The 23,550-nt window shown below is 74.7% G+C and carries 23 protein-coding genes; 12 read left to right on the top strand and 11 right to left on the bottom strand.

The window, feature by feature from the left end; genetic code table 11:
* Positions 1-16 precede the first annotated feature (16 nt).
* The 4 genes from JQN70_RS19125 to JQN70_RS19110 form a co-directional block, all read right to left on the bottom strand.
* Positions 17-1,129, bottom strand: coding sequence for a winged helix DNA-binding domain-containing protein (locus JQN70_RS19125; protein WP_204132987.1), 1,113 nt, complete (start codon positions 1,127-1,129; stop codon positions 17-19).
* Positions 1,126-1,545 carry a DivIVA domain-containing protein gene (locus tag JQN70_RS19120; protein WP_204132986.1) on the bottom strand — a complete coding sequence of 140 codons (420 nt, stop codon included), beginning with the start codon at positions 1,543-1,545 and terminating at the stop codon, positions 1,126-1,128. Before JQN70_RS19120 ends, JQN70_RS19125 begins: the two co-directional genes overlap by 4 nt.
* A gap of 14 nt (positions 1,546-1,559) precedes the next feature.
* A complete protein-coding gene (purL, locus tag JQN70_RS19115; protein WP_204132985.1) occupies positions 1,560-5,474 on the bottom strand; it encodes a phosphoribosylformylglycinamidine synthase in 3,915 nt (1,304 codons plus the stop codon).
* Between the two features lie 123 nt (positions 5,475-5,597).
* Positions 5,598-6,230 carry a TetR/AcrR family transcriptional regulator gene (locus tag JQN70_RS19110; protein ID WP_204132984.1) on the bottom strand — a complete coding sequence of 211 codons (633 nt, stop codon included), beginning with the start codon at positions 6,228-6,230 and terminating at the stop codon, positions 5,598-5,600.
* An 82-nt stretch (positions 6,231-6,312) separates the two neighbouring features.
* Between JQN70_RS19110 and JQN70_RS19105 the strand changes: the two genes are divergently transcribed.
* Genes JQN70_RS19105 through JQN70_RS19095 form a run of 3 tightly spaced genes read left to right on the top strand, consistent with a single transcriptional unit; the run spans position 6,313 to position 7,731 of the window.
* Entirely contained in the window at positions 6,313-6,696 is a 384-nt protein-coding gene (locus JQN70_RS19105) for a VOC family protein (RefSeq protein WP_204132983.1), read from the top strand.
* 31 nt (positions 6,697-6,727) lie between these two features.
* The gene (locus JQN70_RS19100; protein ID WP_204132982.1) at positions 6,728-7,159 is read left to right on the top strand and encodes an SRPBCC family protein; all 432 of its coding nucleotides are present in this window, start codon (positions 6,728-6,730) and stop codon (positions 7,157-7,159) included.
* Complete coding sequence (locus JQN70_RS19095; RefSeq protein WP_204132981.1) at positions 7,156-7,731, top strand: TetR/AcrR family transcriptional regulator; 576 nt, start codon at positions 7,156-7,158, stop codon at positions 7,729-7,731. The genes JQN70_RS19100 and JQN70_RS19095 overlap by 4 nt, the downstream gene beginning before the upstream one ends.
* 24 nt (positions 7,732-7,755) lie before the next feature.
* On the opposite strand, the gene JQN70_RS19090 is transcribed toward JQN70_RS19095, so the two are convergent.
* Positions 7,756-8,142: a YbjQ family protein gene (locus JQN70_RS19090; RefSeq protein WP_204132980.1), complete on the bottom strand. Its 387-nt coding sequence runs from the start codon at positions 8,140-8,142 to the stop codon at positions 7,756-7,758.
* The gene (locus tag JQN70_RS19085) at positions 8,139-9,107 is read right to left on the bottom strand and encodes a phosphoribosylaminoimidazolesuccinocarboxamide synthase (RefSeq protein ID WP_204132979.1); all 969 of its coding nucleotides are present in this window, start codon (positions 9,105-9,107) and stop codon (positions 8,139-8,141) included. The genes JQN70_RS19090 and JQN70_RS19085 overlap by 4 nt, the downstream gene beginning before the upstream one ends.
* Positions 9,108-9,278: 171 nt before the next feature.
* On the opposite strand from JQN70_RS19085, the gene JQN70_RS19080 reads away from it, so the two are divergent.
* From JQN70_RS19080 to JQN70_RS19070, 3 genes are read left to right on the top strand one after another with little or no spacing between them, the layout of a single operon-like run.
* Positions 9,279-9,734 (top strand): MarR family winged helix-turn-helix transcriptional regulator, encoded by a 456-nt coding sequence (locus tag JQN70_RS19080; protein WP_307836098.1) that lies wholly within the window; start codon positions 9,279-9,281, stop codon positions 9,732-9,734.
* Positions 9,735-9,763: 29 nt separating this feature from the next.
* Positions 9,764-10,978 (top strand): MFS transporter, encoded by a 1,215-nt coding sequence (locus JQN70_RS19075; protein WP_204132977.1) that lies wholly within the window; start codon positions 9,764-9,766, stop codon positions 10,976-10,978.
* Between the two features lie 43 nt (positions 10,979-11,021).
* Positions 11,022-11,942, top strand: a complete 921-nt coding sequence (locus tag JQN70_RS19070) for an acetamidase/formamidase family protein (RefSeq protein WP_204132976.1) — start codon at positions 11,022-11,024, stop codon at positions 11,940-11,942.
* A 21-nt stretch (positions 11,943-11,963) separates the two neighbouring features.
* Here JQN70_RS19070 and soxR read toward each other — a convergent pair whose 3' ends face one another.
* Positions 11,964-12,419: a redox-sensitive transcriptional activator SoxR gene (gene soxR, locus JQN70_RS19065; RefSeq protein WP_204132975.1), complete on the bottom strand. Its 456-nt coding sequence runs from the start codon at positions 12,417-12,419 to the stop codon at positions 11,964-11,966.
* 54 nt (positions 12,420-12,473) lie between these two features.
* On the opposite strand from soxR, the gene JQN70_RS19060 reads away from it, so the two are divergent.
* Both JQN70_RS19060 and JQN70_RS19055 read left to right on the top strand, forming a co-directional pair.
* Positions 12,474-13,907 carry an MFS transporter gene (locus JQN70_RS19060; protein ID WP_204132974.1) on the top strand — a complete coding sequence of 478 codons (1,434 nt, stop codon included), beginning with the start codon at positions 12,474-12,476 and terminating at the stop codon, positions 13,905-13,907.
* 9 nt (positions 13,908-13,916) lie between these two features.
* On the top strand, positions 13,917-14,837 hold the full coding sequence (locus tag JQN70_RS19055) for an LLM class F420-dependent oxidoreductase (RefSeq protein ID WP_204132973.1): 921 nt from the start codon (positions 13,917-13,919) through the stop codon (positions 14,835-14,837).
* A gap of 25 nt (positions 14,838-14,862) precedes the next feature.
* On the opposite strand, the gene purD is transcribed toward JQN70_RS19055, so the two are convergent.
* Positions 14,863-16,149 carry a phosphoribosylamine--glycine ligase gene (gene purD / locus JQN70_RS19050; RefSeq protein WP_204132972.1) on the bottom strand — a complete coding sequence of 429 codons (1,287 nt, stop codon included), beginning with the start codon at positions 16,147-16,149 and terminating at the stop codon, positions 14,863-14,865.
* 150 nt (positions 16,150-16,299) lie between these two features.
* Between purD and JQN70_RS19045 the strand changes: the two genes are divergently transcribed.
* Entirely contained in the window at positions 16,300-18,513 is a 2,214-nt protein-coding gene (locus JQN70_RS19045; protein WP_204132971.1) for a HelD family protein, read from the top strand.
* A gap of 152 nt (positions 18,514-18,665) precedes the next feature.
* Here JQN70_RS19045 and JQN70_RS19040 read toward each other — a convergent pair whose 3' ends face one another.
* The 3 genes from JQN70_RS19040 to JQN70_RS19030 form a co-directional block, all read right to left on the bottom strand.
* On the bottom strand, positions 18,666-19,970 hold the full coding sequence (locus JQN70_RS19040; protein ID WP_204132970.1) for an adenylosuccinate synthase: 1,305 nt from the start codon (positions 19,968-19,970) through the stop codon (positions 18,666-18,668).
* A 161-nt stretch (positions 19,971-20,131) separates the two neighbouring features.
* Complete coding sequence (locus JQN70_RS19035; protein WP_204132969.1) at positions 20,132-20,911, bottom strand: DUF6879 family protein; 780 nt, start codon at positions 20,909-20,911, stop codon at positions 20,132-20,134.
* A 250-nt stretch (positions 20,912-21,161) separates the two neighbouring features.
* Positions 21,162-21,569: a DUF3151 domain-containing protein gene (locus JQN70_RS19030; protein WP_204132968.1), complete on the bottom strand. Its 408-nt coding sequence runs from the start codon at positions 21,567-21,569 to the stop codon at positions 21,162-21,164.
* A 204-nt stretch (positions 21,570-21,773) separates the two neighbouring features.
* Here JQN70_RS19030 and JQN70_RS19025 point away from each other — a divergent pair, with 204 nt between their 5' ends.
* From JQN70_RS19025 to JQN70_RS19015, 3 genes are all read left to right on the top strand, one after another.
* A complete protein-coding gene (locus tag JQN70_RS19025; RefSeq protein WP_204132967.1) occupies positions 21,774-22,400 on the top strand; it encodes a hypothetical protein in 627 nt (208 codons plus the stop codon).
* A complete protein-coding gene (locus tag JQN70_RS19020) occupies positions 22,397-22,888 on the top strand; it encodes a roadblock/LC7 domain-containing protein (RefSeq protein ID WP_204132966.1) in 492 nt (163 codons plus the stop codon). The genes JQN70_RS19025 and JQN70_RS19020 overlap by 4 nt, the downstream gene beginning before the upstream one ends.
* 239 nt (positions 22,889-23,127) lie before the next feature.
* The gene (locus JQN70_RS19015) at positions 23,128-23,487 is read left to right on the top strand and encodes a hypothetical protein (RefSeq protein ID WP_204132965.1); all 360 of its coding nucleotides are present in this window, start codon (positions 23,128-23,130) and stop codon (positions 23,485-23,487) included.
* The last annotated feature ends 63 nt before the right edge of the window (positions 23,488-23,550 follow it).

The raw sequence follows: 23,550 nt of genomic DNA, 5'->3' as shown, positions 1-23,550 counted from the left end.
CGTCCGGGTCGGCCGGTCAGTCGCCGGTGACGGAGACGTGGGCCTCGCGGTCGAGGTACGCCCCGTAGGCGCGGGCCTCCCCGTCGAGCGCCCGTCGCTCGGCCGCGGTGAGGGGACGGTAGGGAGCGACCTCGAACGCCACCGAGTGCGGGCGGACCGTGCGACGCACGGTGCCGGCGATCTGGGCGTCGCAGACGAGCAGGCCGATGGACGGCTCCCGGCCCACCGGGTGCAGCCCGGCGGCGTCGACGACCATCCGGGAGTCCTGGTGGCCGCGGTACCACTCGTCGAGGAGGTGGATGAGGTGCACGCGCGGGGTGCGGGGGCGCGGTGGGGGCTCCTCGCCGGGGGCGTGCCAGAACGTGCGCCCGTCGTGCTCGAAGGACTCGAGCTGCGTTGCGGCGGAGGCGAGCCCGCGACGCACGTCGGTGAGCGTGAGGGTCGCCCAGTAGGCGAGGTCGCGCTCGGTGGCCGGTCCGTGGCCGAGGACGTACCGGGCGGCCAGGGCCGTGAGGGCCTCGTCCCGGTCGGGGTACGGCGACGGGTCGAGCCGGTCGTCGAGGAGGCGGTAGGTCTGGGTACCGGTGCCACCGTCCGGGCGCGGGGCCCCGCTACCGACGAGCAGGCCCATCTCGACGTGGGCGAGGACGACCATGAGGCGCATGCCGTCGAGGACGTGCCCGGCGCGCCCGAGGGACGCGCCGAGCTCGTCCCGGGTGAGGTCCGCGGTGCCGTCGAGGGCCGTGAGCACGGCGTCGGTGCACGCGGCGACCGTGGCGGCGTCGAGCCCGAGGTCGCGCTCGAGCTGGCGCCCCACCTGCTGCCGGACGCGCGGCCCGGTGAGCTCGAGGAGCCAGCGCAGGTCGGCCCGGTGCACGAGGTGCCACGTCGGACGCAGCACGTGGGTGCGCACCAGCGTGCCGTCGGCGAGCAGGTCGACGAGCGCCGGCGGGGTGAGGCCCGGCGCCCGGGAGGCCAGCGCCCATCCCGTCTGGTCGAGGTTCTCGGCCTGGACGGCGAGGAGGGAGCGGACGGCCGTGGGGGCGTCCGGTGCGGACCGGCCGTCGAGCAGCTGCGTGCGGAAGCGCCAGCGGGCGATCGCCCGGTCGTCGACCGCCGCGGGGCTCACCGCCGGGGATCCCCGCGCAGGACCCGCAGGAGCCGGGCCCCGAGTCCCTCGCGGGGGCCCGGGGTGGCCGAGAAGGCCGGGTCGACCGTCACCGGGCGACTGTCCGAGGCGGCCTTCCCGGTCGCCGTGGTGGACCGGGACGCCTCGCGCTCGGCCAGCGCGTCGGCGACCCGGGCGAGCAGGGCGTCGACCTCGCGCACGTCGTAGCCGCGCCGGAAGGAGGTCACCGACAGGCGCCGGTCGCGGACGGCGGCGGCGGTGAGCGGCCGGCGGGGCGCCGTCGCCGAGGAGCCGTCGAGGTGGCGGAGGGTCGCGACGACCTCGTCGAGCAAGTCGTCGACCTCGCGCTCGTCGTAGCCCTCCCGGAACTGCGTCTGCGTGAAGTGGGTGTTCTGGACGTCCTCGGGCGTGAGCACCCGGCCCCCTCTCGTCAGCCCACGAAGACGCGGGCGTTGCGGAACATCCGCAGCCAGGGGCTCTCGTCCTCGACGGTCCCGCTGGTCCACGACATCTGGACGTTACGGGAGACCCGCTCCGGGTGGGGCATCATCGCGGTGAACCGGCCGTCGGTGCTCGTGACCGCCGTCAGGCCGCCGGGCGAGCCGTTCGGGTTGAACGGGTGCGTGGTCGCGGGCTCGCCGTGGTGGTCGACGAAGCGGGCGACCCTCGCCACCGACGCGAGGTCGCCCCGGGCCGAGAAGTCCGCGAACCCCTCGCCGTGCGCCACCGCGATCGGGAGGCGGCTCCCGGCCATCCCCGCGGTGAGCACCGAGGGGCTGTCGAGGACCTCGACGAGGGTGAGCCGGGCCTCGTACTGCTCGGAGCGGTTGCGGGTGAAGCGCGGCCACGCCTCGGCACCCGGGACGAGGTCGGCCAGCGCGGCGAACATCTGGCACCCGTTGCAGATGCCGAGGCCGAACGTGCCGTCGCGGTGGAAGAACTCGTGGAACTGCTCGGTGAGCCTCTCGGAGAACAGGACCGAACGCGCCCAGCCCTCGCCGGCGCCGAGCGTGTCGCCGTACGAGAAGCCACCGGCCGCCACGAGCCCCTCGACGTCCGCGAGGTCGGCACGGCCGCTCTGGAGGTCGGTCATGTGCACGTCGTAGGCGTCGAAGCCCGCGCGGTCGAGCATGAACGCGGTCTCGACGTGGCTGTTGACCCCCTGCTCGCGCAGCACGGCGACCTTCGGGCGGACGCCGGTGGCGAGGTACGGCAGCGCGACGTCGTCGGTGGGGTCGAAGGACGGGGCCACCGTGAGGCCGGGGTCGTCGTCCGCACCGACGGCCGCATGCTCCTCGTCGGCGCAGCCCGGGTTGTCGCGCAGGACGCTGATCCGCCACGACACCTCGTCCCAGGCCTGCGCGAGGTCGCGGAGGCTCTCGTCGAGGGCGGGGCGCTCGGCGACGTCGGCGACGGACACCCGGACCCGGCGGTCGGTCGCGGTGCGTCCGACGCCGTGGGTGAGGTCGTCGAGCCCGTGCGCGGCGAGCACCTCGCGGACCGCCGGGACGTCGTCGGGGGCGACCCCGAGGACGACGCCGAGCTCCTCGGCGAAGAGGGCGGCGACGGAGGGCGCGGAGACGTCGACCCCGACCCCACCGGCGAAGGCCATCTCGCACACCGCGGCCCAGAGCCCACCGTCGGACCGGTCGTGGTAGGCGAGCTCGACTCCACGGGAACGGATCTCGCGCAAGGCCGCCGCGAGGGACACGAGGCGCTGCGGGTCGTCGACGTCGGGGACCTCACGGCCGAAGGCCCCGGACACCTGGGCGAGCATCGAGCCGCCGATCCGGTCGCGGCCGGCGCCGAGGTCGACGACCACGAGCTCGTCCCCGGGGCGCAGCTGCGGGGTCCACGTGGTGCGGACGTCGGGCAGCGAGGCGAACGCGGTGACGACGAGGGAGACCGGGGAGGTCACCTGCTTCGGGTCGCCGCTCACCGGGTCGGTCCACCGGGTGCGCATCGACAGCGAGTCCTTGCCGACCGGCACCGAGACGCCGAGCGCCGGGCACAGCTCCATCGCGACGGCCGACACCGTGTCGTACAGCGCGGCGTCCTCGCCGTCCTCGCCGCACGCGGCCATCCAGTTGCAGGAGAGCTTGACCCGGCCGAGCTCGGCCACGGGGGCGGCGAGCAGGTTGGTCAGCGCCTCGCCGACGGCCATCCGCCCGGAGGCCGGGGCGTCGACCGAGGCGAGGGGCATCCGCTCGCCGCTGGCCATCGCCTCCCCGGCGAAGCCGACGTGGTCGGCCAGGGTGACCGCGACGTCGGCGACGGGCACCTGCCAGGGACCGACCATCTGGTCGCGGTGCGTGAGCCCCCCGACCGTGCGGTCGGCGATCGTCACGAGGAACCGCTTGCTCGCGACCGTCGGGTGCCGGAGCACCGCGTACGCGGCCTCGCGCAGGTCGAGGGCGTCGGGGTCGAGGTCGTCGCCGTGTCGCGGCACGCGGGTGACGTCGCGGGTCATCCGCGGAGGCTTGCCGAGCAGGGTCTCCATCGGCATGTCGATGGGCCGGTCCTCGCCCTCGACGTCGTCCGGGCCGTCGGCCAGGACCAGCTGCCCGTCGGCCTTCGCGACCCCGACCACGGCGTACGGGCACCGCTCGCGCTCGCACAGGGCCGCGAGCCGGGCGAGCGACGTCGGGGCGATGGCGACGACGTACCGCTCCTGGGACTCGTTGCACCACACCTCCTTCGGCGCGAGACCCGACTCCTCGAGGGGGACGGCGGAGAGGTCGAACCGGGCGCCGAGGCCGGCCCCGTCGACGAGCTCGGGGAAGGCGTTCGAGAGGCCGCCGGCGCCGACGTCGTGGATGGCCAGGATGGGGTTCTCGTCCGGGCCCAGGCTCCAGCAGTGGTTGACGACCTCCTGGGCCCGTCGCTCGATCTCGGGGTTGCCCCGCTGCACGGAGTCGAAGTCGAGGTCGGCGGCGTTGGCGCCCGCGGCCATCGACGACGCCGCACCACCACCCATCCCGATGCGCATGCCGGGTCCACCGAGCTGGACGAGGAGGGTGCCTGCGGGGAAGAGCACCTTGTGCGTGAGGTCGGCGCTGATGGTGCCGAGCCCGCCCGCGGACATGATCGGCTTGTGGAAGCCGCGGCGGACGCCGTCGACGGTCTGCTCGTAGACCCGGAAGAAGCCGCCGAGGCCCGGCCGGCCGAACTCGTTGTTGAACGCGGCGGCGCCGATGGGCCCGTCGAGCATGATCTCGAGGGGGCTCGCCACGTGGGCCGGGGCGCCGTACTCCTCGCTCTCCCAGGGCTCCTCGGTGCCCGGCAGGTGCAGGTTGGAGACGACGAACCCGGTGAGCCCGGCCTTGGGCTGCGAGCCGCGGCCGGTCGCGCCCTCGTCACGGATCTCGCCGCCGGCGCCGGTGGCCGCTCCCGGGAACGGGCTGATGGCCGTCGGGTGGTTGTGCGTCTCGACCTTCATGAGGACGTGCACGTCGTCCTCGCGCCCGCGGTAGGCACTCGGGCCGTCGGTGTCCTCCGGCAGCCACCGGACCCGCCGGCCGCCCTCCATCACGCTGGCGTTGTCGGAGTAGGCGACGACCGTGCCGGCCGGCGACACCTCCTCCGTGTGGCGGATCATCCCGAAGAGCGACCGCGGTTGCGGCTCACCGTCGACGACGAAGTCGGCGTTGAAGATCTTGTGCCGGCAGTGCTCGGAGTTCGCCTGCGCGAACATCATCAGCTCGACGTCGGTGGGGTTGCGGCGCAGGCCGGTGAACGCCTCGACGAGGTAGTCGACCTCGTCGTCGGAGAGGGCGAGGCCGAACGCGCGGTCGGCCTCATCGAGCGCCTCCCGGCCGCGGCCGAGCACGTCGACGTGCGCCATCGGCTCGGCCTCGCGCTCGTCGAAGAGGTGGGCGGCCGCGTCACGGTCGGGGAGGGCGGACTCGGTCATCCGGTCGTGCAGCAGGTCGGCGCAGGCGGCCCACTCGGCCTCGGAGAGCGGGTCGTCGGAGACGAGGTGGTACTCGGTGACCCGCTCGACGCGGCGGACCGCGACCCCGCAGCTGTGCGCGATGTCGGTGGCCTTCGACGCCCAGGGCGAGAGGGTGCCGAGGCGTGGCGCGACGACGACGAGGGCGGTGTGCGGGCCGGCCGGCTCGGCCGGGACGAAGGGCGCGCCGTAGGTCAGCAGGCGCCGGACCGTGGCCGCCGTGGCGGTGTCGAGGGCGCCCTCGCTGGCGACCCAGTGCACGTGCTCGGCGGCCACCGCCGTGACCGAGGGCGCCACGACCCGCAGCCGGGCGAGCAGGCCGACGGCGCGGAAGGAGGAGAGGGCGGCGCCCCCGGGGACGGTGGTCAGCACGAGGTCGTGCGACGAGGCCATGGCGGGGGTTCTCCCGGGGGGTGCGGCGGGGCGGCGGGACACGGCGGGGCGCCGGTGCTCAGGCTACCGGCGTGGGCGCCGCACCCGACGTCCGCGTCCGGGGCCGGGGGGCCCGACGGCCCGTCAGCCCTGCCAGCGGGCGGCCAGCTCCTCCCCGCCGGCGGCGGCCCCCGGCAGCGCGCCCGCCGCGGGCGCTCGCAGCGACTGCAGCACGAGCGCGAGGTAGCGCTGGCGCAGCTCGCCGATCCGGGTGGAGTCGGGCAGGTCGACGAGCATGACGACCTCGAGGAGGAGGATGACGTCGGCCGCGCTCACGTCGTCGCGCAGCACCCCGGCCTCCCGGACCCGTCGGTGCAGTGCGCGGTACAGCCCGTCGGCCCGGGTGGCCAGGTCGCCGAGGTCCGCATCAGGGGTGAACGTGCCGGCGAGACGTTGTGCGAGCGCCTGGCTCCCGCCCTCGACGACCGCCGCCAGCGTCGCGCAGTACGCCGTCCACGCGTCGCGCTCGTCGGCGAGACCGGCCTCGAGCGCCGCCGCGAACCGCTGGAGGCCGTCGCGGGTCAGCTCGCGCAGGAGAGCCTCCTTGCTCGGGTAGCGGCGGTAGAGCGCACTGATGCCGACGCCGGCGCGACGGGCCACGTCGGCGATGGGGGCCGCCGGGTCGGCGAGGAAGACGGCACGGGCGGCGTCGAGGATCAGGCCGTCGTTGACCGATGCCTGGCGTCGTCGGCCGTCGAGCCGTGCAGAGTCACTCACGGGGCCAGCCTACCTCTGGAACGGTGCGTTCCGTTCTGCTACATTAGTGGAACGGAACATTCCGCTACTCAAGGAGATCACCATGGACATGCGCCTCGAGGTCGTCGGCCTGAGCGTCTCGGACGTCGACGCGGCCGTCGCCTTCTACACCGAGCAGGTCGGCTTCCACCTCGACCACGACATCTCGCCCGCGCCGGGGATGCGGGTCGTCCAGCTCACGCCTCCCGGCTCCCCCACGTCCGTCGTCCTCGGCAGCGGCCTGCCGCTCGGCGAGCCGGGCACGACCCGCGGCGTGCAGCTCGTCGTCGAGGACATCGACGCCGCCCGGGCCGCACTCGCCGGCCGCGGGGTCGAGATCACCGAGGTGCAGCAGCTCGGCCCCGAGGGCCAGCCGGGCAGCCGGTTCGCCTTCTTCGGCGACCCCGACGGGAACGGGTGGTCGCTCCAGGAGCTCCGTCGGTCTTGACGCCGGTCGTCGATCATGTACCATTTGGTACATGATCGACGTGAGCCGCACGACCCCGCTCCCCGCGACGACGCTCTGGCCGCTGCTCTCCGACGTCCGCCGCTGGGGCGACTGGCTGCCGACCGTCGACTCCGTCACCCCGGTCGAGCCCGACCGACCGGACGAGGTGGGCGCCTCCTACGTGGTCGTGCAGCCCGGGCTCCCCCGCGCCACGTGGACGATCACGGCGTGGACGCCCGGCCGGTCCTTCACCTGGGAGTCGCGGGCGAGGGGGGTCCGCAGCACCGGCACGCACGACCTCGTCGAGGGACCGGACGGCACGACCATCCGGCTCGGCATCCGGTGGGAGGGACCGCTGGCCGGCCTCGTCCGGTGGCTCGTCGGGCGCAAGGCCGCCGACTACGTGACCCGCGAGGCCGCCGCCCTCGAGTCGACCGCCGCGGCCCGCACGACCGGCGCGTGACCCCGCCGCACGACGGCGCTGCCCGCGACGAGCTGCTCGGGCGGGCCGTCGCGTGGTTCGCCGAGCACGGGGTCGGCGACACCAGCCTGCGCACCCTGGCCACCGGCATCGGCACCAGCCACCGGATGCTGAACTACCACTTCGGGTCGCGCGCAGGGCTGCTCGGGGCGGTGGTGGAGGCCGTCGAACGCGCGGAGCAGGACGCCCTCCTCCAGCTGGCCGCCACGCACGAGGACCCGTACCAGGCCGGGGCGCTGTTCTGGCGGCACGTCGCCGACCGGGCCGCGGTCTTCGCGCCGCTCTTCTTCGAGCTCTCGACCCACGCGATGCGCGGCGAGCCGCACGCCGAGCCGCTGCGCCGGTGGTTCGCCGAGGGGTGGACCGACGCGCTGGCCGACGCCTACCGCCGGCTCGGGGTCGACGACGCCGAGGCCCGGACCCTGGCCCTGCAGTCGCTGGCCATGGCCCGCGGGCTGCTCTTCGAGGTCGCCGTCACCGGCGACCGGGCGGCGGCGGACGTCGCGATGGAACGCTGGACGGCGATGGTGCGGCACGAGATCGAGACGCGGTGACCGCATCGGGCCGGAGGCGGAGGATCAGGGTCGGCGGGCTCCGACGACGACCGCCGTCCCGTAGCAGTGGATCTCGATGATCTGGCCCTGCCCGACCTCGTTGGAGTCGAAGCGCACCCCGAGGAGGGCGTTGCCGCCGTGCCGCTGCGCCTCGCCGACGACCCGCTGGAGCGCGTGGTGGCGGGCCTCGGCGAGGAGGGCCGTCATGTCGACGACCTCGCCGCGGGAGAGCGCGGAGAAGGACGCCGACACGCCACGCGCCAGGCCGAGGCTCGTCGCGTAGACGCCGGACACCGCCCCGATCGTCGTGCGCACCTCGAGGTCGGGGAAGTCGAAGGCGGTCGTGACGGGGATCGGCCAGCCGGCCGTGCGCCAGTCGGGGCCCTGCCGCGGTGCGGACTGCTCGCTCATCGGTCCGCCCCTCGCGGTCGGAACGTCTCTCCGGTCAGGCGCTCGTAGGCCTCGACGTACTTGGCCCGGGTGCGCTCGAGGACGTCGTCGGGCAGCGACGGCGGCGCCTCGCCCGACGCCTTGTCCCATCCGCTCGCCCGCGACAGCAGCCACTCGCGGACGAACTCCTTGTCGAAGCTCGGCTGCGGGTGGCCGGGCTCCCACTGGTCGGCCGGCCAGAAGCGCGAGGAGTCGGGGGTCAGCACCTCGTCGGCGAGCACCAGCTCGTCGGCCTCGACGCCGAACTCGACCTTGGTATCGGCGACGATGATGCCGCGTGCCTGCGCGATCTCGTTGCCCCGGGCCAGGATCCGCGTCGTCAGGTCACGGGCGCGTGCGGCGAGCGACGGGCCGACGGCCGCCTCGACCTCGGCGTAGCTCATCGGCTCGTCGTGCTGCCCCTCGGGCGCCTTGGTCGACGGGGTGAAGAGCGGCTCGGGGAAGCGTGACCCATCGGTGAGGCCCTCGGGGAGGGTCAGCCCGCTGACCGTGCCGTCGGCCCGGTACTCGCGCAGGCCACCGCCGGTGAGGTACGCGCGGGCAACGCACTCGACGGGAAGCATCTCGAGCCGCCGGACGAGGACCGCCCGCCCGCGCACGGCGTCCGGCACGTCGGTGGACACGACGTGGTTGGGCACGAGGTCGGCGAGCTGCTCGAACCACCAGAGCGACATCCGGGTGAGCACCTCACCCTTGTCGGGCACCGGGGTGTCGAGCACGAAGTCGAAGGCCGAGATGCGGTCGGAGGCGACGAGCAGCAGGAGGTCGTCGCGAGGAGCGCCGGCGTCGTCGAGCGGCGCGTAGAGGTCGCGCACCTTGCCCGAGTAGACGTGGGCGTACCCGTCGAGCACCGGCGCGGCCGGTCCGGCGGGCACCGCGCCGGAGGGGGCGGAGGCGTCGGACGAGGGCGTCGGGGCATCGGCCATGCCCCTATCCAACCAGCCCCGCCCCCGCCACAGCTTTCCCTCCGGATGCCGAAAGGTTCAGCCACCTGCCGGTTGTGAGCGGCAGGTCACCGAAGGTTCCGGCATCCGGAGAGAATGTTCGGCCCTGCGCGCGAGTTGAGGTGCATAGGATTCCTATGTATCGTGGAACGGGTGAGCACCGACGACCTCGCCGACGACCTGCTGCGCTCGGCCGCCCGGCTCTCCCGCTGGGCGAGCCGGCACGCCGCGCACGACCTGCCGTGGGCCCAGGCCCGCGTCCTGTCCCTCGTCGAGGAGCTCGGCCCGGCGCGCATCACGACGCTCGCCGCAGCCGACGACACGAGCCAGCCGACGATGACCACCCAGGTACAGCGGCTCGAGGCCGAGGGCTTCGTCACCCGCAGCTCCGACCCGGCCGACGCGCGCGCCAGCCTCGTCGAGCTGACGCCGTCCGGCACCGCGGCGCTCGCCGCCGCCCGACGGGCCCGCGCCCGCACCCTCGAGCCGGTGCTCACCGGCCTCGACGCCGACCCCGCCCGGGTGCGCGCGGCCGTCGACCTGCTCGTCGAGCTCGTCGAGGCCACCCGCACCGCCGCCGTGCCCGAGCCGGCCGGCACCGCCTCCTGACCACCACCACCGGAAGGACCACCCAGCCCATGTGGCGTCAACCCAAGACCGTCTGGAGCGTGGCGTTCGCCTGCGTCGTCGCGTTCATGGGGATCGGCCTCGTCGACCCCATCCTCAAGCCGATCGCCGACGAGCTCGGCGCCTCGCCGTCCCAGGTCAGCCTGCTCTTCACGAGCTACATGGCCGTCATGGGCGTCGCGATGCTCGTCACCGGCTTCGTCTCGAGCCGCATCGGCGCCAAGCGCACCCTGCTCCTCGGGCTGGCCATCATCATCGTCGGCGCCGGCCTGGCCGGGATGTCCGACACGGTCGGGGCCATCGTCGGCTTCCGCGCCGTCTGGGGCCTCGGCAACGCGCTGTTCATCGCCACCGCCCTCGCGACGATCGTCAGCGCGGCCCGGGGCTCGGTCGCGCAGGCGATCATCCTGTACGAGGCGGCCCTCGGCCTCGGCATCGCCGCCGGCCCGCTCGTCGGCGGCGCCCTCGGCGGGATCTCCTGGCGCGGACCGTTCTTCGGCGTCAGCGCGCTGATGGCCGTCGCCCTCGTCGCCACGTGGGTCACCCTCCCCGCGGCGAACGAGCGTCCGCACCCGACCCCGATCAGCGCCCCGCTCAAGGCCCTCCGCCACCGTGGGCTGCTCACCGTGGGCCTCACCGCGCTGCTCTACAACTTCGGCTTCTTCACGCTGCTCGCCTTCACGCCGTTCCCGCTCGACATGTCGGCGCACGGCACCGGGCTGGTGTTCTTCGGCTGGGGCCTGCTGCTCGCGCTCGCGAGCGTCGTCGTCGCCCCGTGGGTGCAGCGCCACGTCGGCACCTTCACCGGGATGGTCGTCGCGCTGCTCGGCTTCGCCGCCATCCTCGCGGTGATGGCCGTCTTCACCGAGGACAAGCGGGTGCTCGTCGTCGGGGTCGTGCTCGCCGGCGGCTTCCTCGGCGTCAACAACACGCTCATCACCGAGACGGTCATGAAGGTCTCGCCCGTGGAGCGCGGTGTCGCGTCGGCGGCCTACAGCTTCGTCCGGTTCAGCGGTGGCGCCGTCGCCCCGTGGCTGGCCGGGACCCTCGGCGAGCGCTCGGTGCACATCCCCTTCTGGGTCGGCGCCGGCGCGGTCGTCCTCGCGGTCGCCGTCCTCTCCACCGGCCACTCCTTCGTGCGGACCATCGACGCCGAGCCCGGCCACGGCGCCGAGCCGCTCGACTCCGAGACCGAGGCCGAGGCCGTCACGGTCGGGTCGGCCTGACCCCGACGCCCCACCCGGCCGGCGTCCCGGCGAGGATGACCCGATGAGGGAGCACCGCCTGGACGCCGGCCCCGGGACCGCGGTCGACGTGTTCGACCCCCGGCACACCCCGTGCCTGCGCATCGACCCCGGCGACCGGCTCACCGTCACCTCGCTCGACGCCTCCGGGCACCTCGAGCGCCAGCGGGTACCCGGCGAGCAGCGCCCCCTCCTCCTCCCGGACCGGCGCGGGCACTGCCTCACCGGGCCGGTCGCGGTCACCGGCGCCCGACCCGGCGACCACCTCGCCCTCCACGTCGAGCACCTCGAGCCCCTCGGCTGGGGCTGGACGGTCGCCGGCGGACAGAGCGCGTTCGCCGACCGGCTCGGCATCGGCGGCGCGCCCGCGACGTGGCTGCTCTGGGACATCGCGGACGGCGAGGCGGTCGAGAGCCGCGGGTTCCGACGGCCGACCGCGCCCTTCCTCGGCGTCATGGGCACCGCCCCGGCCGAGCCCGAGGAGCACTCGACGATCCCGCCGCGCGCGGGCAACGGCGGCAACATCGACTGCCGCGAGCTCGTCGCCGGCAGCACGGTGTACCTGCCGGTCACGGTGCCGGACGCCCTGCTCTCCCTCGGCGACGGCCACGCCGCGCAGGGCGACGGCGAGGTCGGCGGCACGGCCATCGAGTGCCCGATGCGCACCACCCTGACCGTCGACGTCGTCCGTGACCGTCCGCTCGACGGCGTCCACGCCGAGACCCCCGCGGGGCTCGTGACCTTCGGCTTCGACGCCGACCTCACCACCGCCACCGGTGACGCCCTCGACGCGATGTGCCGCTGGCTGTGCCGGCTCCACGACCTCGACACCGCCACCGCGCTGGCCCTCGCGAGCACCGTCGTCGACCTGCGCGTCACCCAGGTGGCGAACCGGACCTGGGGCGTGCACGCGCTCCTGCCGGCGGGGCTCCTCGGCCGCGGCTGAACGCCCCGCGCACCGACCCGGTCAGCCGTCGCGCGCGGCCGCCGGCCAGCGCCGGGGTCCCGGCCCCTCGGCGGCCAGCTCGTCGTCGTGGTTGTAGACCGGGCAGGCCTTGAGCGACAGGCAGCCGCAGCCGATGCACGACGACAGCCCGTCACGCACCCGCTCCATCGCCTCGATGCGGGCCGTGAGCGCCGCGTGCCATGAGCGGGAGAGCCGCTCCCAGTCGCGCTTGGTCGGCGGGTGGTCGACGGGCAGGCCGGCGAGCGCCTCCCCGATCTCGGCCAGCCCCATCCCGAAGCGCTGGCCGGCCCGGACCACGGCGATGCGCCGCAGCACGTGCCGCTCGAAGCGGCGCCGGCCGGCCGCGTCACGGGTCGAGGTGATGAGCCCCTTCTCCTCGTAGAAGCGGACGGTCGGGACACTCACCCCGGAGCGCCGCGCGACCTCGCCGATGCCGAGCAGGTCGTGTCGGTCCATGGGTCCAGAGTATCCAGTTTACCTCAAGTGCACTTGAGGTGTGACGATGGGTTCATGACCACCACCGAGGCCTCCGCCGTGCCCGCACGGGGCGACCGGCTGCTCGACCGGCGCAACCTGCCGGTGGTCGTGGGGGTCGTCGCCCTCGTCACGCTGGCGGCGTTCGAGAACCGCGCGGTGCAGACCATCCTCCCCGTCGTCGTGCGCGACCTCGACGGCTGGGCGCTGTTCGGCGCCTCGACCGGCGCCTCGCTCGTCACCTTCACCATCGCCGCGGCCTTCTCCGGGGGCTGGACCGACCGGTTCGGCCCGCGCCCGGTCCTTTTCGGCGGTCTCGCGGCCTTCGCTGCGGCACAAGTGGTCTCGGCCCTCGCACCGACGATGCTCGTCTTCGTCGCCGGGCGTGCGCTCTCCGGGGCCGCCGAGGCGATCATCGACACGACCCTCATGGTGCTCGTGGCCCGGGCGCTCCCGGAGTCGCTGCGCGCCAAGGTGTTCGCCTCCTTCGCCGCCGCGTGGATCCTCCCCTCCCTCGTCGGCCCGGGGCTGGCGGGCGGGATCGAGGCCCTCGCCGGATGGCGGGTCGTCTTCGCCGGACCGCTGCTCGTCGTCGTCCCCGCCCTGCTCCTGCTCCGTCCCGCGCTGCGCCACGGTGGCCGCACCGACGAGGGGACGGTCGCCGACCCCGGGGCGCGCGGACGGCTCGCCGCCTCGGTGCTCCTGGCCGCCGGGCTGGCCGTGACCACCTTCAGCGCACCGCTCCTCGCCTCCCCGGGCTCACGCCCGGCCGGGCTTGCCGTCGTCCTGGCCGGTGCCGTGGTCGTCGTCGCCGCGGCGGCGCGGGCGCTGCCCCGCGGGACGGCCCGGCTGACCCGCGGGGTGCCGGCCGTGGTCGGCGTGCGCCTGCTCGTGTCGGCCGCCTTCACCGGCGTCGGGGCCGTCCTGCCGCTCATGCTCGTGACGACGCACCACGTCTCGACGGCCGTCGCCGGCATCGCGCTCACCGTCACCGGGCTGTTCTGGGCGTTCGGCTCCTGGGTCAACAGCATCGGCGCGGTGCAGCACCGGGTCGACGCCGGCGTGCGCGCCCGCCTCGGCGGTCTGCTCATCGCCGTCGGGTCGCTCGGGCCCGTGCTGCTCGCGCTCGACCTCGTCGGCCTCGTCGTCGGCTTCGTCGGGTGGGCGGCCGCCTCCACCGGGATGGGCCTGGTCACGCCGACCCTGTCGACCGAGCTGCTCGCCCAGGCGCCGGCCGGTGAGCAGGGGCGGGCCAGCGCCGCCAACGGCCTCGCGAGCTCGACGGGGGTCGCCCTCCAGACCGCGCTCGTCGGCGCCGTCGTCGCGTGGTTCGGGCCGTCGATGGACGGCCCGCGCTTCGCCCTCCTCATGGCCGCCGGCGCACTCACGGCGCTCGTCGTCGCGGCCGGGGGCGGCCGGGTGGCGGCGGGGGCGGGGTCCCGGGCGGACGGCGGGCCGGTCGTTCCGTAGCGTGGGTCCATGGACCTGCGCATCTTCACCGAGCCCCAGCAGGGCGCCACCTACGACGACCTCCTCGCGGTCGCCCGCGCCGCCGAGGACCTCGGCTACGACGCCTTCTTCCGATCCGACCACTACCTGCACATGTCCGGTGACGGCGGGGCCGGGCCCACGGACGCGTGGACGACGCTCGCCGGGCTGGCCCGCGACACGCGGCGCATCCGGCTCGGCACCCTCGTCACCTCGGCGACCTTCCGCCTCCCCGGGCCGCTCGCGGTCACCGTCGCCGGGGTCGACCAGATGAGTGGCGGCCGGGTCGAGCTCGGCCTCGGGGCCGGGTGGTTCGAGGCCGAGCACCGGGCCTTCGGCATCCCCTTCCCGCCGCTCGGCGAGCGCTTCGACCGGCTCGAGGAGCAGCTGGCCGTCATCACCGGGATGTGGTCGGCGCCACCGGGGTCGACGTACGAGCACGACGGCTCGCACTACCCGGTCCACGGGTCGCCGGCGCTCGTGCGCCCGGTGCAGGAGGGCGGGGTGCCGGTCATCGTCGGCGGGGCGGGGAAGCGGCGCACACCCTCGCTCGCCGCCCGCTACGCCGCCGAGTTCAACGTCCCGTTCTCGTCCGCGGAGGAGACCGGCGAGCTCTTCGCACGCGTCGACGCCGTCTGCGAGGAGCACGGCCGCGACCCGTTGAGCCTCGTCCACAGCGCCGCCCAGGTGCTCTGCGTCGGCCGGGACGACGCCGCCGTCCGTCGTCGGGCGGAGGCCATCGGACGCGAACCGGACGAGCTGCGCGCCAATGGCCTCGCGGGGGCGCCCGAGGAGGTGCGCGACCGCCTCGGCCGGCTCGCCGAGGCCGGCGCCTCGCGGGTCTACCTCCAGGTCCTCGACCTCGCCGACCTCGACCACCTCGCCGACGCGCACGCCGCCCTGACGGCCTGACGGCCTGAGCGGCCTGAGGGCGCCGTCAGGCGGGGAGGACGACCTCGCCGCGCTCGGCCTTCTCGGCGATGTCGCGCCGGTGGTGCGACCCGTCGAGCCCGACGGCGTCGACCGCCGCGTAGGCCCGCTCGCGCGCCTCGGCGAGGCCGGCCCCCCGCCCGACGACCGAGAGCACGCGCCCGCCGGAGGAGACGAGCACCCCCTCGGCGTCGCGCGAGGTGCCGGCGTGCAGGACGTAGGCGTCGGGAGCGCCCGGCACGTCCTCGACCCCGGTCACGGCGTCGCCGGTGCGCGGCGTCGCGGGGTAGTCGCGGGCCGCGACGACGACCGTCACGGCGTGCCCGTCCGACCAGCGCAGCGGCTCGAGGCCGGCGAGGCCCCCCGTCGCAGCCGCGAGCAGGAGCGTGCCGAGCGGCGTCCGGAGCCGGTCGAGGACGACCTGGGTCTCGGGGTCGCCGAAGCGGGCGTTGAACTCGATGACCCGCGGGCCGCGGGCGGTGAGCGCGAGGCCGACGTAGAGCACCCCGGCGAACGGCGTTCCGCGGCGGGCCATCTCGGCGACGACCGGCCGGGCGATGCGGGCGAGGACGTCGTCGACGAGCCCCTCGGGTGCCCAGTCGAGCGGGCTGTAGGCGCCCATCCCGCCGGTGTTCGGGCCGGTGTCGCCGTCGCCGACCCGCTTGAAGTCCTGGGCCGGGCTGAGGGCCACGACGTCCTCGCCGTCGCAGACGCAGAAGAGGGAGACCTCGGGGCCGTAGAGGAACTCCTCGACGACGACCCGGCCGTCGGGCTTGTCGAGGCAGACCCGGGCGTGCTCGAGGGCGGCGTCCCGGTCGTCGGTGACGACGACGCCCTTGCCGGCGGCCAGCCCGTCGTCCTTGACGACGTGGGGCGCACCGAGCGCGTCGAGGGCCTCCTCGACCTCCGCGAGGTCGGTGCACACGAGGGCCCGGCCGGTCGGCACGTCGGCGGCCGACATCACGTCCTTCGCGAAGGCCTTGCTGCCCTCGAGCCGGGCCGCCTGCGCCGACGGGCCGAAGCACGGGATGCCCGCGGCGCGCACGGCGTCGGCGACCCCCGCGACGAGGGGCGCCTCGGGGCCGACGACGACGAGCCCGACGCCGAGCCGGCGGGCGAGGTCGACGACGCCCTCGGCGTCGGTGACCCCGCCGGGCAGCGGTTCGCAGCGGGCGACGGCCTCGATGCCCGGGTTGCCCGGCGCGGCGACCACCGCGTCGACGGTGGGGTCGAGGGACAGCGCCCGGACGATGGCGTGCTCGCGAGCACCGGACCCGATGACGAGGACCTTCACGGGGCCCGATCCTAGGCGGCGCGAGCCGCCGCGGGCGGGGCCGCCCGCGATCGGCCGGTCCTCGCTCGTGGCGACCGGGCCCGGTCTAGACTGGTGAGTTCCGTGACCTGCGCCGACGGAGCGCCCCACGCCCCAGGAGACCACCCGCCCGTGACCGCCCACCACCCCGCCGAGGCCTCGCCCGAGGTCGCCGCCGAGGTCGCCGTCGAGCAGGCCCACGTCGACCGGGTCTACGCGGAGCTCGAGAAGGCCAGCCTGCGGGCCGCCGACGTCGAGGCCGACGGCCTGGCCCGAGGACGCACCGACCGCACCGGCGACGTCCGCGACGAGGAGATGACCGGCCTCTTCGAGCGCGACGCCCTCGTCTTCGCGGCCGCCCGACGCCGGGCGATGATCGACACCCAGTACGAGGGGCTCGTGTTCGGCCGCCTCGACCTCGGCGAGGAGGACTCCACCGCCGCCGAGCGCGAGGTGCGGCACATCGGGCGGCTCGGCGTCCGCGACGACGACTACGAGCCGCTCGTCGTCGACTGGCGCGCGCCGGCGGCGGCCGCGTTCTACCGCGCCACGCCCGTCGACCCGATGGGTGTCGTGCGCCGACGAGTGCTGCGCTGCACCGGTTCCCGCGTCGTCGGCGTCGAGGACGACCTCATGGTGCCGGTCGCCCCGGACGACATCGTCGTCGTCGGTGACGGTGCCCTGATGGCCGCCCTCACCCGCAGCCGGGGCCGGCAGATGCGCGACATCGTCGCGACCATCCAGCGCCACCAGGACGAGGCCATCCGCGCCCCCTCGCGCGGCGTCACCGAGATCACCGGCGGCCCGGGCACCGGCAAGACCGTCGTCGCCCTGCACCGCGCGGCGTACCTGCTCTACGCCGAGCGGCGGCGCTTCGAGCACGGCGGCATCCTCGTCATCGGCCCGTCGGCCGCGTACACCGCGTACATCGAGCGCGTGCTGCCCTCCCTCGGTGAGGAGTCGGTGGCGCTGCGAGCCCTCGGCGACGTCGTCGACGGGATGACCGCCCTGCGCCCGGACACCCCCGAGGTCGCCGAGGTCAAGGGCGCCGTGCGCATCCGGCGGCTGCTGTCGCGGCTGGCCGCGCGCACGCCCGACGGTGCGCCGGAGGCCTTCCGCGCGTTCGTCGCCGGGCACGCCGTGCGCCTCGACGCCGACGTGCTGCGCCGTGTCCGGGCCGAGGTGCTGCGCGGTCACCAGCACAACCTCGCCACCGACGCCGCCCGATCGGCGCTGGCCGAGGCCGCGTGGCGCTCGGTGCGCCAGGGCGAGCGCGACACCTTCCTCGACGCCTTCGACGCCTCGCGCGACGTCGACGAGTTCATGGCCGCCTGGTGGCGCCAGCTCGACCCGCGCGAGCTGCTCCTCACCCTCGCCGACACCGACCACGCGTACGCCGTCTCGCGCGGGGTCCTCGACCACGAGGAGGCCGCGGCCGTCGCGTACTCCTTCCGCGAGGCGCTCGAGACCGGCGAGTGGTCGGTGGCCGACGTCGCCCTCGCCGACGACCTGCTCGCCCGGCTCGGTCCGGTGCAGGACCCCGAGCGCGAGGACTCCGGCTTCTACGACATCGAGGAGCTCGACGACCTCTCGGCCTACGGGGTCTCCGACGTCCGGGCCGGGGTGCGCGGTGGCGGCCGGGCCGACGGGTCGCGCGCCGTCGTCACGCCGGCCGACGCCCGTGAGCGGCTGATGGCCGGCCGGCTCGAGCGGGCCTCCGGGTACGCGCACGTGCTCGTCGACGAGGCGCAGGACCTCTCGCCGATGCAGTGGCGGATGGTCGCGCGCCGCGGACGCTCGGCGTCGTGGACGGTCGTCGGCGACGCCGCGCAGGCCTCGTGGCCGGACCTCGCCGAGGCGACCCGGGCGCGCGAGGAGGCGTTCTCCGGGCTCGAGCGGCGGGCCTTCCACATGGACACGAACTACCGCAACGCCCGCGAGATCTTCGACCACGCGCGCGATGTCATCCTCCCGCTCGTGCCGGATGCCGACATCCCGGAGGCGGTGCGCGAGACGGGGATCCATCCGGTCGACCGGGTCGTCGACGGGTCCCTCGCCGAGGCGGCGGCCGATGCGGTGGAGCAGCTGCTCGGTGAGGTCGACGGGTCCATCGCCGTCGTCACGCCGCGGCGCTGGGCCGACCGGCTCGGGGCGCTCGACGGCGCCGGCGACGGGCGCGTGCAGGTCATCGACCCGTTGTCGACCAAGGGCCTGGAGTGGGACGCGACGGTCGTCGTCGACCCCGACGCCGTCACCGAGGAGTCACCGGGCGGCGTGCGCGTGCTCTACGTCGTGCTGACCCGCGCGGCGCACCGGATGCACGTCCTCCGCCCCGCGACCGCCTGACCGCGCCCCACCCGTCACCACCTCCCGCCGCGAGACCACACGAGTATCGGGTCACCCGATACGGCCGCGCTTCACCCGGGAACCGTTCCCGGGTGAAGCGCAGGGTTACCGGGTCACCCGATACTCGTGGGACGTCGAGCCCGCCCGAGGGGTCAGGCGTCGAGGAGGGGGTGGCGCTGGATGATCTCGTGCCGCCCCGGCCCGACGCCGATGGCCGACACGCGCGCCCCGATGAGCTCCTCGACCCGCAGCACGTAGGCCTGCGCCGCCGCGGGCAGCTCGTCGAACTCGCGACACCCCGAGATGTCCTCCCACCAGCCGTCGAGCAACTCGTAGACGGGCTTGGCGTGGTGGAAGTCGCTCTGCGACACCGGCATCTCGTCGTGCCGGACGCCGTCGACCTCGTACGCGACGCAGACGGGCACCTTGTCGAACCCGGTGAGCACGTCGAGCTTCGTGATGACGAAGTCCGTGACGCCGTTGACCCGCGTGGCGTAGCGCCCGATGACGGTGTCCATCCAGCCACAGCGCCGCGGCCGGCCGGTCGTCGTGCCGTACTCGGCGCCGGTCTTGCGCAGCGTCTCGCCGTCGTCGTCGAACAGCTCGGTGGGGAACGGACCCTCCCCGACCCGGGTCGTGTACGCCTTGAGGATCGCGATGACCCGCGACACCCGCGTCGGCGGGATGCCCGACCCGGTGCACGCCCCGCCCGCGGTCGCCGACGACGACGTGACGAACGGGTAGGTGCCGTGGTCGACGTCGAGCAGGGTCGCCTGGCCGGCCTCGAGCAGCACGTTCTGCCCGGCGTCCAGGGCCTGCTCGAGCACGAGCGCGGTGTCGGCGACCATCGGCCGCAGCCGCTCCGCGTACCCGAGAAGCTCCTCGACGACGAGGTCGACGTCGACGGCCCGCGTGTTGTAGATCTTCACGAGCACCTGGTTCTTGAAGCCCAGGGCGGCCTCGACCTTCTGCCGCAGGATGCCCTCGTCGAACAGGTCCTGGATGCGGATGCCGACCCGGTTCATCTTGTCGGCGTACGTCGGGCCGATGCCCCGACCGGTGGTGCCGATGCGGCGCTTGCCCAGGAAGCGCTCGGTGACCTTGTCGAGCGTGCGGTTGTACGGGGCGATGACGTGCGCGTTGGCCGACACGACGAGCTTGGAGGTGTCGACCCCGCGCGCCTCGAGCCCGTCGAGCTCCTGGAAGAGGACCTCGAGGTCGACGACCACGCCGTTGCCGATGACCGGCGTCACCGTCGGGGTGAGGATGCCCGACGGCAGCAGGTGCAGCGCGTACTTCTCGCGCGTCCCGTCCTCGCCCTCGATGACCACGGTGTGGCCGGCGTTGTTGCCCCCGTTGAACTTGACGACGTAGTCGACGTCGGTGCCCATGAGGTCGGTGGCCTTGCCCTTGCCCTCGTCGCCCCACTGGGCTCCGACCAGCACGATCGCCGGCATCCCGGCTCCTTCCGAACGCGTGCGCCGGGACGTCGGCGCCCCGGCGTGGCGAAGGCCCCTCGCGGATCGCGGTGGGGCCTCGTTCCACCCCACCCTACCGCGCCGGCCGCCGGGGCCACCGGGGCGGGACGGCTCGTCCGGCTCGGGACGGTCCGTCGGGGTCAGGACCGCCGGCTCGCGAGCACCCACCCGAGCTGGAACCGGGTGTCGACCCCGTTGACCGACATCAGCCGGGCCACCCGCCGCCGGACGGTGCGCAGGCTGACCCCGAGGTGGCGCGCGATGGCCTCGTCCTTGAGCCCGAGCTCGAGGAGCTCGACGAGGCGCGGGTCGCCGCCCTCGTCACCGGGCGAGGGCGCGGGCACCGCGTGCCGCCAGGCGAGGTCGAAGTACGCGGTGTAGAGGCGCACGACGAGCGGGTCGCGGAGCACGACGTACCCGCCGTCGACATCGTCCCAGTGCCCGAGCGCGACGACCGCGGTGTCCCCGAACACGGCGAACTCCGTTGCGGTGGTGGGCAGCACGCGCTGGTCCTCCCCGGCCTCGGCCCACAGCCCGAGCCAGCGCTGCCCCCGCACGGTCGTCAGCACCTCGGCCGGGTAGATCGCGCGCTGGGTGTCACCGCGCTCGATCCGCTCGCGGTTGGCGCGCACGGTCGAGTCGTCGAGGGCCGGTCCCTGGTCGACGGTGAGCACGAAGTTGCGGACCATCCCCCGGCTCTCGGTGAGCAGCCGGTTGACGACCGCCGGGGTGACCCCGCCCCCGAGCTCCTCGCCGCGGGTCTCGTGCGCCCCGAGGCTGCGGCTGGTCGCCCGGGTCAGCAGGTGGGCGGCCTCGTCGAGGTCGCGCCGACGGGCCTCGATGCGCTCGCGCTCGCGCCGCAGCTGCTCCTCGAGGACGAGCAGCACCCCACCGTCCGCGCCCGCCTCGTCGCCGCCCATCCGTGCACCGTCCCCCGTCGGTCCCGGCTCGGTCCCGCCGGGTGTGGCCATTTGCAGTCAATGGCCGCCAAGTGTCGCACGGAAGGGTGCAGTCGATGCACGATATCGGGACAACCGGGTGGCAGGGGACCACCGGATCGGCACGCCGCAGCGAGAGCGGGGCGCCGCCGGGCCCGGTGGAGGTCCCTGGTTGTCGAGGGCCCGGGCAGTCATGCCCGGGCCCTTTGCCGCACCCCGGCGTCGCTGCAGGTCACAGGCCCAGGGCTCGGGCTCCCTCGGCGCTCGAGGCCCGGAGGAACTCGGCGCAGCGGTGCCGTTCCTCCTCCTCGCCGATGTCGCCGGCGGCCCGCGACAGGGCCGCGAGCGCCCGGAGGAAGCCCTGGTTCGGGACGTGCTCCCACGGCACCGGGCCCTGCCCGCGCCAGCCGCTGCGGCGCAGCGCGTCCAGGCCCCGGTGGTAGCCGGTGCGCGCGTAGGCGTAGGCCTCGACGGCGCGGTCGTCGGCGAGCGCGTCCTCGGCGAGCACGGCCCAGGCGAGCGAGGACGCCGGGTGCGCGGCGGCCACCTGGTCCGGGGCGACCCCGGTCTCGAGGGGGCCGGCCGCCGGGTCGTCCGGCAGGTGGGTGGGCGGGATGCCGAGGAGGTCGCTGGTGCTCATGGGCGCCACGCTAGCCCGCCGCGGTCCCGGCACCTGCCGCCCGGGTCGAACCACGAGCCACCGAGAACTTCGACGCGGCGGCGGCCGTGGATGGGCGGGGTCCGGACGCCCTGGCCGTTCGGGTGAGGTGGTGCCCGGACCGTTCGGTCGACGCGGACCCTGACCTGCGTCTTTACCCGCCCTTGACCATCTCGACTCTTCCCCATGACCAAGAACACGAAGCGCCGAGGACCGCGCAAGCTCGCGGCCGTCATCGGCACGGTCGCCCAGGACCGCGTCGTCTTCTGCGGTCCTCTCGGGGTGGGGAAGACGACGGCCGTCCGGACCGTCTCCGACGTCGAGGTGGCCAACACGGACGTCACCCAGGCCGCCAACCCGCAGGGGGGTGGGTCCCGCTCGGAGAAGAGGACCACCACGGTCGGCATCGACTACGGCGAGTGGCACGAGGACGCGAGCTCGAACGTCGCGGTCTACGGCACCCCGGGGCAGGTGCGGTTCGACACCGTCCGCACGTCGACGATGTCCTTCTCCGTGCACGTCGTCCTCTGGCTCTTCGGCCAGAACGACTACGCGCTGGAGGAGGCCGACGAGTGGCTGCGCTACGTGGGCGCCCAGGACGCATCGGTGTACGACACGCTGACCGTCGCGGTGACCCGGCTCGACGAGCCGGGCGACCACCCCCGGCTCGAGGACTACCGGGAGACCCTCGATCGCTTCGGCTCCGGGATCCGCCTGCTCGCCGCCGACCCGAGGGATCGGGACGACGTGCGACGGGTGGTCGGCGTGGCCATCGGACGCGAGGGTGCGCTGCCCCAGGTGGTCGGGGCGTGACGGCCACGGCGGAGGCATCCCTCGGCTCGCGCGTCGAGCCGCACGAGGCGGCCCGCGGTGAGCCGACGGCCTCGCCCGACTGGGACGTCCTGTCGCGGCTGCTCGGGTCGGCTGCCCAGCCCGAGCTCGAGGCCCTCGGGGAGCGGGTGGAGGGCGTCGAGGCGGTGCTGTTCTGCACCGCGGACGGGCTGAACCTCTGCACCCTCGGGGTCTTCGAGCGCGACGTCGGCCGGCTGTCGGCGCTGACCGGATCGATCTTCAGCGTGGCGACGGCCCTGCGGAAGGCAGCACGCGCCGACGCCCACGGCCTGAGCGTCCACCTCTCGGCCGAGGACTCGCACACGATCCTCGTCTCGGTCGAGCTCCCCGGGGTCGGGAGCTTCGTGCTCGGGGCCCACGCGACGGACGTCCAGCACGGGGTGCTCCTCGTCGAGACCCGCAGGACCGCGGAGGCGATCACCCAGAAGCTGTCCACCGCGGACCGGTGAGCCGCCTGCGCCGCGTCCTGGGACTCGACCGGGGCGACCGGCCCCCGGACGCCTCGCCCACGGAGCCGCCTCCGCGAGCCCGGAACCCTGCCCCCGGGCCGCCCCCGGCCGTGGCCGTCGTCCTGTCGACCGTCACGGCCGGGAGCACCTCACCGACCAGCACCACACCGACCAGCACCACACCTGCACGACAACCACCCTCCGGCCCCACGGGCCACGACACCGAAGGAACACAGAGAATGGCTGACTACGAGAGCATCATCGAGGCGATCCAGTCCGACGTCACCGGCTTCATCGGGGCGACCATCGTCGACCTCGACTCCGGCATGTCCCTGGCCTCCCGGTCGGCGGTCGCGGACTTCGACCTCGACGTCGCGAGCGCCTACAACAGCGAGATGGTCAAGGGGAAGTTCAAGACGATGAAGGCCCTGGGTCTGGACTCCGAGCTCGAGGACATGCTCCTCACGCTGAGCGACCAGCTCCACCTCATCAAGGTGATGGACGGGAACACGACGTTCCTCTACCTCGCCGCGAACAAGGCCAACACCAACCTCGCCCTGCTGCGGCGGGCGGTGAACCAGCACACCGTCGGCCACTGACCCCCGCGCGGATGCGCCCTCCCTGTCGCGCATCCGCCGGACACACGAGGCCCGCCGCGGCCG

The organism is Phycicoccus sonneratiae (assembly GCF_016887965.1).
Taxonomy (GTDB): domain Bacteria; phylum Actinomycetota; class Actinomycetes; order Actinomycetales; family Dermatophilaceae; genus Phycicoccus; species Phycicoccus sonneratiae.
Note: the sequence above shows the minus strand (reverse complement) of the source record. Positions and strands in the feature narration are given on the sequence as shown.